Raw genomic sequence first — 12,093 nt, forward strand, 5'->3', positions numbered from 1 at the left:
GACGGCGGAAGGCGCTGGCTAACGCCTCTGCGGCGATCTGGACCGCCTCTGTTGCCCGACCGGCATGGGGGTGGTTCGTCGTTGGATGACCAACCCCGCCGACTGCACGAAGATCGACCGTCGAGCCACCGCGTCGCCCGTGGCGTCAAGCTGGTAGCCGTCGAGCCAACACCACCCGTTGTAGGTGGTCCGGGTCCAGTCCTCGATCACGCGGATGACTCGGAACATGATCGGGTTGACGAACTGCACGCTGGCGGCTCTGGTCACCTGCACCAGGTCACCCGCCATCGGTAGGAGCGCGCTCACCGCAGGTTCCTCACCGTCCGCCAGGCCAGAAGCTGAGCACGAGAGACGGTGACCCGAGGAAACCAGCCGTCCGGGCGGCACCGTTGACAGCGCCCGAAGGTGTGGTCATCGAGAACCAACCAGGCCACCTGGACCCGGAACGGCACCTCGGGCTCAGTCATCGGTCCTCACCCGGCCAATGCCCCCGGTTGATCGGGATGCGGTGTCTGACCCGGCACGGCAGTTCTGAGCCGCACCGGCAGACCCACCGCCACTTGACCCAGGACCACACCGGCCGATGTCGGCGGGCCAGCGTGAGGGCTACCGCCGTCAGGTACTCCGCGTATGTGACCCGTCGAGACATGTCCACCTCCGGCTACTGCGGCACCCCGGCCCGCCGAGCCCCGCTCCACCGAACCGGGGGCACCGCGTGACCGATCCCACACCCACAGCTGCCCGGTGTCAACTAGGGCACGCCCTACAGGGCAGGTCTTTAGGGTTGCGCCCTACAGGGCGGGGTGCGTAAGGCAGGCCCTAAGGGGTAGGACTCACTGTGCCTACCTTGTGGGACATGGGCGAGGAGGAAGTCCCAGGCCCGCTTGTAGGAGCGGCTGAGATTCAGGACATGCTGGGCGTGAGCCGGTCGCGGTTCCGGCAGATCATCCTGCTGCCCAGATTCCCGAAGCCGTTCCAGAAGCTGATCGGCGGCTCGGTGTGGCTGCGGTCCGACGTTGAGGCATACATCCGGGACTACCGCCGCCCCAAGCCGGCGGACGACGACGACTAGCATCAAGCCCGGGCAGCCGACGTCCGTTTTGTGACAGCGACGGCGTCGGATCCGCAGGTTGTGGCAGCCCGGGTCGAACCTTTGCCGTCCCGGCCGCGTACCAGTGGCGGGAGGTCGAAGCCGTGACCGTACGCCGAACGCTCGCCGCCGTCGGGGTCGCCGCCGCCGCGGTGCTGTTCACCGGGGCGGCCGTGGTGCTGCCGCCCACCGGGCCGGCCTCGGCGCACGGTGCTCCCGTCGACCCGGTGAGCCGGTCGGCCGGCTGCGCGCCGGGCAGCCCGGCGGCCGACACCCCCGCCTGCCGGGCGGCAGTGGCGGCCGGGGCGGCGCTGCGCGAGTGGGACAACATCCGGGTGTACGGGGTGGCCGGCCGGGACCGGGAGGTGATCCCGGACGGTGAGCTGTGCAGCGGCGGCCTGTCGGCGTACCGGGGACTGGACCTGCCCCGGGTGGACTGGCCGACCACCGAGCTGACCGGCGGCAGCGCCTTCACCTTCCGCTATCGGAACACCGTCGAGCAGCGGGGCACCTTCCGGCTCTACCTCACCGTCGACGGCTATGACCCGAACGCGCCGTTGACCTGGGCGGACCTGGACCGGCTGCCGTTTCTGCGGGTGACCGACCCGCCGGTGCGGGGTGGGGAGTACCGGGTGTCGGGGATCCTGCCGGCGGGGCGGACCGGGCGACACCTGATCTACACCGTCTGGCAGAACTCCGACACCCCGGACACCTACTACTCCTGCTCGGACGTGCTCCTCCGGTCCGCCGGTGACGACCCTGCTGCCCCGTCGTCGGGTGACGACCGTGCTGCTCCGTCGTCGGTCAGTGCCGTCGACGCGGCGGTGGAGACACCGTCGGGTACGGCGTCGGCGGCACAGACCGATCCGGGGGTGCCGGTGGCGTCGGTGACCGCGACCGCCCAGCTGCCCGGGGGCCGGCCGTTGCTGGTCGGTGCCGCGGTGGTGGTGGTTCCGCTGCTGGTCGGCATGGCCGCCGTGCGATTGCGGCGACCCCGGCCGGTGGCTCCCGGTCGACCGTGTCAGGTGCGTAACCACCGGGTCGGTAAACGCCGGATCTGGTGATCGGGTCACCGAAACAAGAATGGCGCTCACAGATGGAATTTGCGACCGGGAAAGCGCTTGTCGTCGTTCACTATTAGAATAATATTCTCGTTATTTCGGGACTCTGAGCTGCCTCTTTAGCTGCACAATGCGAACTTGTCGAGGTCTCTTTCGGTCGACCATGCGACCGGAAGGGGCGTGGACCACTGCGCTTAACCCGCTCTACTCTCTGCGTATTCTCGCTATTCACCGATGATGTGGCGTACGTGAAAATCAATTCACGTCACGGTTCCCGGCGAGCATTCAGGAATGGCCCACCGTCCTTTGCGGCGGTGAGTGCTGCTGTCCACGCGGAGCCCGGAGGGTTCAATGACAACTGCCGCGACCGGTCACCCGGCGGTTCGCCGGCCAGACGACGACGCGCCACGGACCCTGCACGAGCCGCCGGTGGGCGGCCGGATCCGGCTCACCGTCCTGGTGCCCACCCGTAACGAGGCGGGCAACGTGGCGGAGCTGTTGAACCGGCTCGTCCCGGCGGTGGCCACCATCGGCGCGGAGATCCTCGTCGTCGACGACAGCGACGACGACACCCCGGCGGTGCTGGCCCGGCACGCCGCCGGCGCGACGGTGCCGGTCCGCCTGCTGCACCGGCCGGCCCAGCGCCGAAGCGGTGGACTGGGCGGCGCGGTGCTCGCCGGCGCGCACCACGCCCGGGGGGAGTGGGTGCTGGTGATGGACGGCGACCTGCAACACCCACCGGAGGCCGCCGCCGCGCTGGCGGCCGTCGCGTTGCGGCACGACGTCGACGTGGTGATCGGCACCCGGCCACGGCTCCTGGGGTGGGCTCGGCGGCCTGCTGCGCGAGCTCACCTTGGTCGGTGCGACCCGGCTGGCCAAGAGTCTCTTCCCGCTCCGGCTGGCCACGGTCAGCGACCCGATGAGTGGCCTGTTCGTCTTCCGCCGCTCGGCGGTCCGGCTGGACCGGATGCATCCGCTCGGCTTCAAGGTCCTGCTGGAGCTGTTGGTCCGGCACCCCGGTGCCCGGGTCGCCGAGGTGTCCTACGAGATGGAGAAGCGCCACGCCGGCCACTCCAAGGCCTCGCTGTCCGAGGGCGTCGCCTTCCTGCGGCACCTCAGCCGGTTGCGCGGGCAACGCCTGGTGGGGCAGATCCGGCAGCGTCCACGAACCATCCGTGAGCGCTTCCACGAGCTGTTCCGGATGGTCGCCTTCGGTCTGGTCGGGCTCTCCGGGATGGTGGTGAACACCGCGGCGCTCTGGTTCTTCTACGAGCCCGCCCAGCTGCACCACCTAGTGGGCGCGACGCTGGCCACCCAGCTCTCCACCTCGTGGAACTTCCTGCTGGTGGACAACCTGATCTACCGCGGCCAACGGCGTGGCTCGCTACCTGCCCGGGCGTTCCGGTTCTTCCTGCTCAACAACGTGTTGCTGCTGGTCCGGCTGCCGGTGCTGCAGGCCCTGGTCTGGGCCGGGGTGGGTGTGCTGGCCGCCAACGCGGTCACCCTGGTCGCGCTCTTCCTGGTCCGGTTCCTGATCAACGACCGGGTCATCTACAGCGCCGACGACCGGGGACGCCGGGACCCGGTGTGCCTGCTGGTCGCCTTCGGCGCGGCCGAGCGCGTCACCCCGCCCTCCCGGCGGCGGTACCAGTACCTGCCGTACCGCTACGACGTGGCCGGCGTGGTCACCATCGGTTCCCAGATCATGTTGCCGGAGCTGGAGTTCTTCCGGGCCCAGTGGGTGGCCGACGCCGACCTGGACATCAAGGTCCGGGTCGACGACGTCGGGGGCCGAGGCCCGCAGCGCCGCGCCGCGATGACCCAGTACGCCCAGCAGGACGTGCTGCGGTACACCGAACAACTGGGCCGGCTGGGGGCGAACTTCCGGATCCAGCTCGGCCCACCGATCGACATCCGGGTGGGCCCGCTGCTGGCCCGCTCGCCGCACGTGGTCTACACCAACATCCTGGAGGCGCTGCTGCGCTTCGTGATGGTCTCGCGCGGCCACATGCTCCTGCACTCGGCCTGCGTCACCCTCGACGGCGTCGGTGTGATGCTCTCCGCGCTCACCGACACCGGCAAGACCGCCACCGTGCTGCGGCTGCTGCGCGACCACGGCGGGCTGTTCCTCTCCGACGACATGACCATCGTCCGGCCGGACGGGGTGGCGCACTGCTTCCCCAAGCCGCTGACCATCAGCTCCCACACGCTGCGCGCGGTGCAGGCGCAGGACCTCACCCCGGGAGAGTGGCGGCGGTTGCAGCTGCAGAGCCGGCTGCACTCCAAGGGCGGCCGGTCGCTGGCGCTGACCCTGAGCCGGTTCAACCTGCCGATCATGGGCATCAACGCGGTCACCCAACTGCTGGTCCCACCGCCGAAGTACAGCGTGGACCGGTTGGTGCCCTGCCGCATCGGGACCACCACCCGGGTCGAGGAGCTCTTCGTCATCGAACGCGGTACGCCCGCGATCAGCGACCTGACCCCCGCCGAGACGGTGCAGCGGATGATCCAGAACACCGACGACGCGTACGGCTTCCCGCCGTTCCGGTACCTCGCCCCCTCGTTGACCATCGGCGGGCTCAGCTACCCGCAGCTGCGCGAGCGGGAGCTGGAGATCCTCACCGGCTTCCTGACCCGGGTCCGCAGCCGGGTGATCGCCTCGGACCGGTTCGGCTGGGCCGACGACATTCCCGACCTGCTGCGCCAGGAGCGCCCGGAGGCGGCCGTCGGGGTCGTACCGGCGCAGGGTTGGCCCCGCTGGAGTGCGGACCTGGCCACCGCCGGGGGCGGCGCATGAGGGTGCTCAAGGCGCCGAGCTGGGTGGTACCCGGGCAGCGGCGGCGGACCGCGGACCAGCCGGCGGCGGCGGTCCGGCGGGTGCGGTGGCCGGTGGTCGGCGCGCTGCTGGCGATCGCGACCCTGGCGGTGCTGGTGCGGACCTGGCAGCTGGACAGCTTCGGCTTCAACAGCGACGAGGCGGTGTACGCCGGGCAGGCGGCCTCGCTGGCCGGCAACCCCCGCTACACCCCGCACTTCCCGGTCTTCCGGGCCCACCCGATGCTGGTCCAGGCGGTGCTGTCGCCGTTCTTCCGCACCGGTGAGGCCGACCTGGTCGGGCGGCTGGTGGTGGCCGCGTTCGGGGTGGGCACCGTGCTGGCGGTCTACCCCCTGGGCACCCGGCTGTACGGCCGCCGGGTCGGTCTGGTGGCGGCGCTGCTGCTCGCGGTCATGCCGTACCACGCCACCGTGACCCGGCAGGTGCTGCTGGACGGGCCGATGCTCTTCTTCAGCACGCTCACCCTCTACTGCCTGGTGCGCTACGTGCAACGCCAGCAACTGCTCTGGTACGTGGCGACGGCGGCGATGCTCGGCCTCACCATGCTCGCCAAGGAGACCAGCGTGGTGTTGGCCAGCAGCGTCTACGCGTTCCTGGCGTTGACCCCGGCGGTGCGCCGGCCGATCCGGGCCACCTTCTTCGCCCTGCCGGTGCTGGCGGTCGTCTTCGCGGTGCACCCGCTCTCCCAGGCGCTGGCCGGCCGGAGCAGCACCGGTCGCAACTACCTGGTCTGGCAGCTGTTCCGCCGCCCCAACCACCCGCCGGAGTTCTATCTCAGGACCGTGCCGGTGGCGATGGGGCTGCTGCTGGTGGCCGCCGCGGTGGTCGCGCTGGTGTGGAGCGCCCGCCGGTGGACCTGGCGGGAGACCCTGCTGCTGTCCTGGATCGCGGTGCCGGTGCTGTTCTTCCAGCTCTGGCCGGTCAAGGGCTTCCAGTACCTGCTGCCGGTGGCGATCCCGATGGTGCTGCTGGCCGGCCGGGCGCTGGTGGCCGTACCCGCGCCGACCCGGCTGCGTCGACCAGGATGGCTGAGCTGGCCGGGATGGCTGCGCCGGTCCGTCGGCGGTGGGCCGGTGCGGGGTGTCCGGGTCGCCCTCGTCGCCGTGGTGGTGCTGAGTCTGGCCGTACCGTGCTGGAAGGTGGTCAGCCCGCCGGGCGGGACGACCTTCCTGGCCGGCTCCGGTGGCGTGCCCGGCGGCCGGGAGGTCGGCCGGTGGTTGATGGCCAACACCCCCGAAGGGGCGGTCATCCTGACCCTCGGCCCCTCGATGGCCAACATCGTGCGCTACTACGGGCACCGGGAGAGCTACGGGCTCTCGGTCAGCCCGAACCCGTTGCACCGCAACCCGTCCTACGTCCCGTTGAACAACCCGGACAACCGCCTGCGCAGCAACGACCTGCACTACGTGGTCTGGGACTCCTTCTCGGCCGGCCGGTCGGAGTTCTTCGCCCAGCGGCTGATGATCCTGGTCCGTCGCTACCACGGGCGGGTGGTGCACACCGAGTACGTCGACCAGCCCGACTCCTCGGGCCGGCCGGTGCCGGTACCCGTGATCGTCGTCTACGAGGTGCGGCCGTGACCGCCCTCCCGCCCCGACGCCGGGGCATGCCTGGAAGGAAACCGATGACTGACCCCGGTACCCGTACCGGTCGCCGCCGGCTGACCTCGGCCGCCGCGCTGCTGCTCGCCCTCCTGCTGGCCAACCTGGCCCCGGCCGGTGCGGCGCTGGCGGCCCCCGCCGCCGGGCCGGCCACCACGACGCCGATCGACCACTTCATCTTCCTGATGCAGGAGAACCACACCTTCGACAACTACTTCGGTACCCGGGAAGGGGTCGACGGCATCCCGAAGGACGTCTGCATGCCGGTCAAGGCCGGCCAGCCGGAACCCTGCGTCACCCCGTTCCACATCGGCGACCTGGGTGCGATCGACCTGGACCACTCCGCCGAGGCGTTCCGGCAGCAGTACAACGGCGGCCGGATGGACGGCTTCGTCGAGGGGGTGAGCAGCCAGGGCAAGGACGGCAAGATGGCGATGGCCTACTACGACGACCGGGACCTGCCGTTCTACTGGAACGTCGCCGACGAGTACGTGCTCTTCGACCGCTTCTTCAGCTCGTCGAACTCCGGCAGCATCCGCAACCACATGTACCGGGTGACCGGCGGACCCGGCGCGGCCGGCAAGGCGGAGACCATCCCGGCGCAGGGCTGGGGCGACATCCCGACCATCTTCGACCGGCTGGAGGCCGCCGGCATCAGCTGGAAGTTCTACGTGCAGAACTACGACCCGACGATCACCTTCCGGTCCCGGGTCGAGGAGGAGAACATCGACCGCGGGGCGCAGGTCATCTGGGTGCCGCTGCTGGCCTACGCGCGGTACGTCGACGACCCCAGGCTCTCCAGCAAGATCGTGGACCTGGACGAGTACTACACCGACGCGGCCACCGGCAACCTGCCCGCGGTCTCGTTCGTCGCGCCGTCGGGCAACAGCGAACACCCGCCGGGCAACATCGCCTCCGGGCAGAACCTGGTCCGCTCGTTGATCACCCAGCTGATGCGTTCACCGGCCTGGCCCTCGTCGGCGTTCCTCTGGTCCTACGACGACTGGGGCGGCTGGTACGACCACGTCAAGCCACCGCAGGTCGACCGCTACGGGTACGGCTTCCGGGTGCCCACCCTGCTGGTCAGTCCGTACGCTCGGCGCGGGTACGTCGACTCGACCACCCTCGACTTCACCTCGGCGCTGAAGTTCATCCAGGTCAACTGGGGGGTCGAACCGTTGGCCGAGCGGGACGCCAAGGCGGAGACCTTCCTCGGCGCGTTCGACTTCCGGTCACCACCACGCCCCGCCGTGCTGCTCGGCACCGAACGGGAACCGGCCGCCGTGCACCGACCCGATCCGGTGCCCGTCTACGCCTCGTACGCCACCGCCCTGGGGCTGGTCGGCGCGCTGCTCGGGGTGGCCCTGGTCCGTGGGCGGCGAGCCCGGTGACCGCGCGTCGATGGCTCTGGCGGTGCCTGGTACCGACCGGTCCGGTGGTGCTGGCGGTGCTCCTGCTGCCCGGCACCGCGCCGGCCGCGCCCGCCTCGGCGCTGCCCGGCACGCTGCGCCTGCAACTGGTCCCGCCGATCGCCGGGGTGACCGCGAAGGTCGACGGCGACACCGCCCGGTCCGACCGGCTGGGCCGGATGAAGCTGCGGGTGCGTAACTTCACCGGCCTGGACGACCGGCTCTCGGTGCTGCCCACGACCGTCGCCGAGGGCCGTCGGGTGGTCTTCGACCGGACCCGGGGCAGCGTCGACCACGGGGTCCGGGGACGGATCGTCGAGGTGGGACTGCGCACCATCCGGCAGGTGCACTGGAACTTCCTGAACCGCTTCGACGAGGCGGTGCCGATCGACCGGGTCAGCACCATGCGGTTGCGCAGCAACACCGGCGAGATCTTCAACCTCGCGGGCAGGCAGCTGCGCGAGCCACTCTGGGTGGCCGAGAGCCGTACCCAGCAGGGTCCGCGCGGGCTCGCCTCGAAACGGCTGTACTACGTGGTGGACGACGTGGTCGTGGACGGCGCCTCGGTGGTGAACCGGGCCGGGCAGAAGTTCGTGCCGTGGGACCTGCAGAGCTGGACCGTACGGTTGCTGTTCTACCGGGTGTCCTTCACCGCCACCGACATGTTCTTCGGCTGGTCCGCCGGTGACGGCATCGCGCTCACCAGGGCCGACGGCCGCGTCGAGCGGCTCCGGTTCGCCGCCGACCGCACGGCCGTCGTGCCCGACCTGCCCCGGGGTACGTACACCGTCACGGTCGCCGGTGGCGGGGTGTCCTTCGCCCGGCCGGTCAGCATCAGCCGGGACCAGCAGGTGGTCCTCACCGTGATCACCCCGTTCGACCTGGGGTTGGTCGTCGCCGGGCTGCTCACCCTCGCCATCGGTTTGGTCCTGATCGGTCGCCCGCACCTGCGGCGACGGCTGCGCTGGCGGCGCGGATCCGGCACCGGCCCGCCGTGGCGGCCCCGGCAACGCCGGGAACGCCCACCGACCCGGCCGGACCGGCACGCGGTGACCACCGGCGCCGCCGCCGCGGCAGCTGTGCTGCTCGCCGGCCTGCTCTGCCCGGTGCCGGCCCGGCCGGCGATGGCTGCGGTGCCGGCCCGGCCGGCGATGGCCGCGGTGCCGGCCCGGTCCGGGTCGGCCGGTGCGTCGACGGTGCGCCCGACCCCGGTGCTGGCGCACTACTACATCTGGTTCAACGCGACCTCCTGGAACCGGGCGAAGGTCGACTACCCGGCGCTGGGCCGGTACTCCAGTGACGACACCGAGATCATGCGCCGGCACGTCCGGATGGCCAAGGCGGCCGGCATCGACGGCTTCCTGGTCTCCTGGAAGCGCACCCCGCTGCTGGACGACCGGCTCGCCAAGCTGGTCGAGGTGGCCGCCGCGGAGGACTTCCGGCTGGGCATCGTCTACCAGGGCATCGACTTCTCCCGGAACCCGTTGCCGCTGGCCACGGTCCGCGCCGACCTGCGGTACTTCACCCAGCGGTACGCGGCCGAGCCGGTGTTCGACATCTTCGACCGACCGGTGGTGATCTGGAACGGCAGCGACCGGTTCGACCCCGACGAGATCGCCGAGACCACCCGCGAGGCCCGCCGGGACCTGCTGGTCCTCGGCACGGCGAAGAACGTCGAGGCGGTCGAGTCGAGCCGGTCGGCGCTGGACGGCCAGGCGTACTACTGGTCGTCGGCGGATCCGGAGAGCGACCGGGTGACCGACCGGCTCGACGCGATGGCCCGCGCCGTACGGCAGGGCGGTGGCCTGTGGATCGCGCCGGTGACCCCGGGCTTCGACGCCCGGTTGATCGGCGGTCGACGGCAGGTGGGTCGCCGGGACGGCGAGACGCTGCGGGCCTCCTTCGCCGCCGCCCGGCACTCCGCGCCCGACGCGATCGGGGTGATCAGCTGGAACGAGTTCAGCGAGAACACCCACATCGAGCCCAGCGAACGCTTCGGCGCGACGTACCTGCGGGTGCTGGCCGACCTGCTGGAGGTCTCCCTCGACCCGGACGTGTCCCCGGAGAGCAGCCAGGCCGACGGCGAGTACCGGGCGCTGCCGCCCTGGGTGGCGCTGCTGGCCGGGGCCGGCGTGCTGGCCCTGGGGCCGGCGGGCCTGCTGATCCGGCGACGCCGCACCCGGGTTGCCGCCACCGCGACCGCCGCCAGCGGTCCCACCACCGCGACCGCCGCCAGCGGTCCCACCACCGCGACCGCCGCCAGCGGTCCCACCGCCGCGTCCGCCGATGGCGGGCCGGCCACCGATGCTCACGGCTCGACGGGGAGCCGGGGGAAGGATGTCTGACGTGATCAACCGCTGATCGGGGCGGCTCGCCACCGGTGCCGTCGCCGCCCCGGCACTGGCACGTGGGGAGTTGCCATGTCACGAGCGAGCCGCACCGTCCGTCGAGCGCTACCGGTGCTCGTCCTGCTGCTACCGACCCTGCCCCTGCCCGCCGCGGTGGGCACCACACCGATCCACCGGGCCGGCGCGACGGCCCACGGCACCGCTTCGCCGGCCCGGCACCGCTTCGCCGGGCCGGCGTCGTCGGCGGCCCCCACCGTCCACCATCCGGTCGCCGACAGCTGGGTGGACAGCATCAACCCGGCCCGCAACTACGGCACCGGCAGGTACCTGAAGGTCGACGGTTCGCCCCGGGAGGTGACGTACCTGCGCTTCGAGGTGACCACGGCCGGATCGACCCCCTCGGCGGTGCTGCGGGTGTACGCCGAGACGGCGAGCAGCACCGGTTTCGCCGTACACCCGGTGGAAGACGGTGCCTGGGGCGAGACGACCATCACCTACCTGACCGCGCCGGCGGTCGGTGCGGTGGCCAACAGCACCGGACCGGTGTCGGCCGGCCGGTGGGTGTCGGTGGACGTGTCGTCGCTGGTGACCGGGAACGGGCCGGTCACCATCGCCCTGACCACCAGCAACGACACCGGCATGAAGCTGACCAGCCGGGAGGGGACCAACCGGCCCGAGCTGGTCGTCCCCGGGCCGGCGAACCCCTCGCCGTACACGGTCAGTCGCAGCGGTGACACGTACCGGGCGGTGTCGGCGGCGGCCGGCCCGACCTTCACCGGCAGCCTCAAGTCGGTGGTGGAGAGCGCGGTGGCCGAGCTGAACCCGCTCGGCGGCGGCACCGTCACCTTCGGGGCCGGCACCTTCGACTTCGGCTCGCAGTACCTGAAGCTGGAGAGCATCCGCAACATCATCTTCGCCGGGGCGGGCATGACCGCCACCGTGCTGCGTAACAGCAGCTCCGCCGCCGCGGACACCGAACCGTTCAACACCAAGGGACTCAACGGGGTGGTGATCCGGGACCTGACCGTCCACGCTGGTGGCCCGGCCCGCACGACAAGCGACGCCCTCGACTTCGACGACGGCAACAACGTGTTGGTGGAACGGGTCCGGGTGACCGCCTCCCGGGGACGCGGTGTCGTCTTCGACGGCAAGAACCAGACCTGGTCGTCGATGGGCAACACGGTACGCGACTGCGAGATCACCGGCGCCGCGAGCGACGGGATCGAGCTGCTGGCCAGCAGCGGTAACACCGTCTCCGGCTGCTCGATCAGTGCCGTCGGCGGCCACGGCATCCAGATCAACCGGGCCTCGTCCGGCGCCGACCAGCCCAACAAGACGGCCGACCACAACATCGTCAGCGACAACACGATCGACCAGGCAGGTCAGGACGGGATCAACGTCGACAGCGGCAACGACAACCGGATCGCCGACAACCACATCACCGACAGCGCCAACGTCACACCCAACCACGACGGCATCCGGATCGCCACGATCAGCGGGGTGAGCTGCACCGACAACATCGTCACCGGCAACGTGGCCACCGACAACCAGGCGGTGAAGACCCAGCGGTACGGGCTGCACATCACCTCCGCCGGCTGCGTGCGGACGGTGGTCGGCACCGGCAACGACTTCACCGGGAACAAGCTCAACGCGATCCGCGACATGGGCACCGACACCCTCTACCGCTGACGCCCGCGGTGGCCGTCCGACCGGTTCCGACCGGCCGGGCGGCCACCCCGGGTAGCGTC

General features: G+C 71.1%; 8 protein-coding genes and 1 pseudogene. 8 read left to right on the forward strand and 1 reads right to left on the reverse strand.

Annotated elements, in window-relative coordinates; all coding sequences use genetic code 11:
- Positions 1 to 18: 18 nt before the first annotated feature.
- Positions 19 to 288 (reverse strand): hypothetical protein, encoded by a 270-nt coding sequence (locus ACN28G_RS02335; RefSeq protein WP_091446018.1) that lies wholly within the window; start codon positions 286 to 288, stop codon positions 19 to 21.
- A 568-nt stretch (positions 289 to 856) separates the two neighbouring features.
- Between ACN28G_RS02335 and ACN28G_RS02340 the strand changes: the two genes are divergently transcribed.
- From ACN28G_RS02340 to ACN28G_RS02375, 8 genes and pseudogenes are all read left to right on the forward strand, one after another.
- Entirely contained in the window at positions 857 to 1,072 is a 216-nt protein-coding gene (locus ACN28G_RS02340; protein ID WP_091446020.1) for a helix-turn-helix transcriptional regulator, read from the forward strand.
- A gap of 122 nt (positions 1,073 to 1,194) precedes the next feature.
- Entirely contained in the window at positions 1,195 to 2,154 is a 960-nt protein-coding gene (locus ACN28G_RS02345; RefSeq protein ID WP_421478274.1) for a lytic polysaccharide monooxygenase auxiliary activity family 9 protein, read from the forward strand.
- Between the two features lie 348 nt (positions 2,155 to 2,502).
- Positions 2,503 to 2,910 (forward strand): annotated as a pseudogene (locus ACN28G_RS02350) (glycosyltransferase family 2 protein); the annotation flags it as partial.
- A gap of 94 nt (positions 2,911 to 3,004) precedes the next feature.
- The gene (locus tag ACN28G_RS02355; RefSeq protein ID WP_421478275.1) at positions 3,005 to 4,948 is read left to right on the forward strand and encodes a GtrA family protein; all 1,944 of its coding nucleotides are present in this window, start codon (positions 3,005 to 3,007) and stop codon (positions 4,946 to 4,948) included.
- On the forward strand, positions 4,945 to 6,567 hold the full coding sequence (locus ACN28G_RS02360; protein ID WP_421478276.1) for an ArnT family glycosyltransferase: 1,623 nt from the start codon (positions 4,945 to 4,947) through the stop codon (positions 6,565 to 6,567). Before ACN28G_RS02355 ends, ACN28G_RS02360 begins: the two co-directional genes overlap by 4 nt.
- Positions 6,568 to 6,611: 44 nt before the next feature.
- On the forward strand, positions 6,612 to 7,979 hold the full coding sequence (locus tag ACN28G_RS02365; RefSeq protein WP_421478277.1) for an alkaline phosphatase family protein: 1,368 nt from the start codon (positions 6,612 to 6,614) through the stop codon (positions 7,977 to 7,979).
- A complete protein-coding gene (locus tag ACN28G_RS02370; RefSeq protein WP_421478278.1) occupies positions 7,976 to 10,342 on the forward strand; it encodes an endo-1,3-alpha-glucanase family glycosylhydrolase in 2,367 nt (788 codons plus the stop codon). Before ACN28G_RS02365 ends, ACN28G_RS02370 begins: the two co-directional genes overlap by 4 nt.
- A 75-nt stretch (positions 10,343 to 10,417) precedes the next feature.
- Entirely contained in the window at positions 10,418 to 12,034 is a 1,617-nt protein-coding gene (locus ACN28G_RS02375) for a right-handed parallel beta-helix repeat-containing protein (protein WP_421478279.1), read from the forward strand.
- The last annotated feature ends 59 nt before the right edge of the window (positions 12,035 to 12,093 follow it).

Source organism: Micromonospora sp. WMMA1923 (assembly GCF_049179195.1).
Classification (GTDB): domain Bacteria; phylum Actinomycetota; class Actinomycetes; order Mycobacteriales; family Micromonosporaceae; genus Micromonospora; species Micromonospora yangpuensis.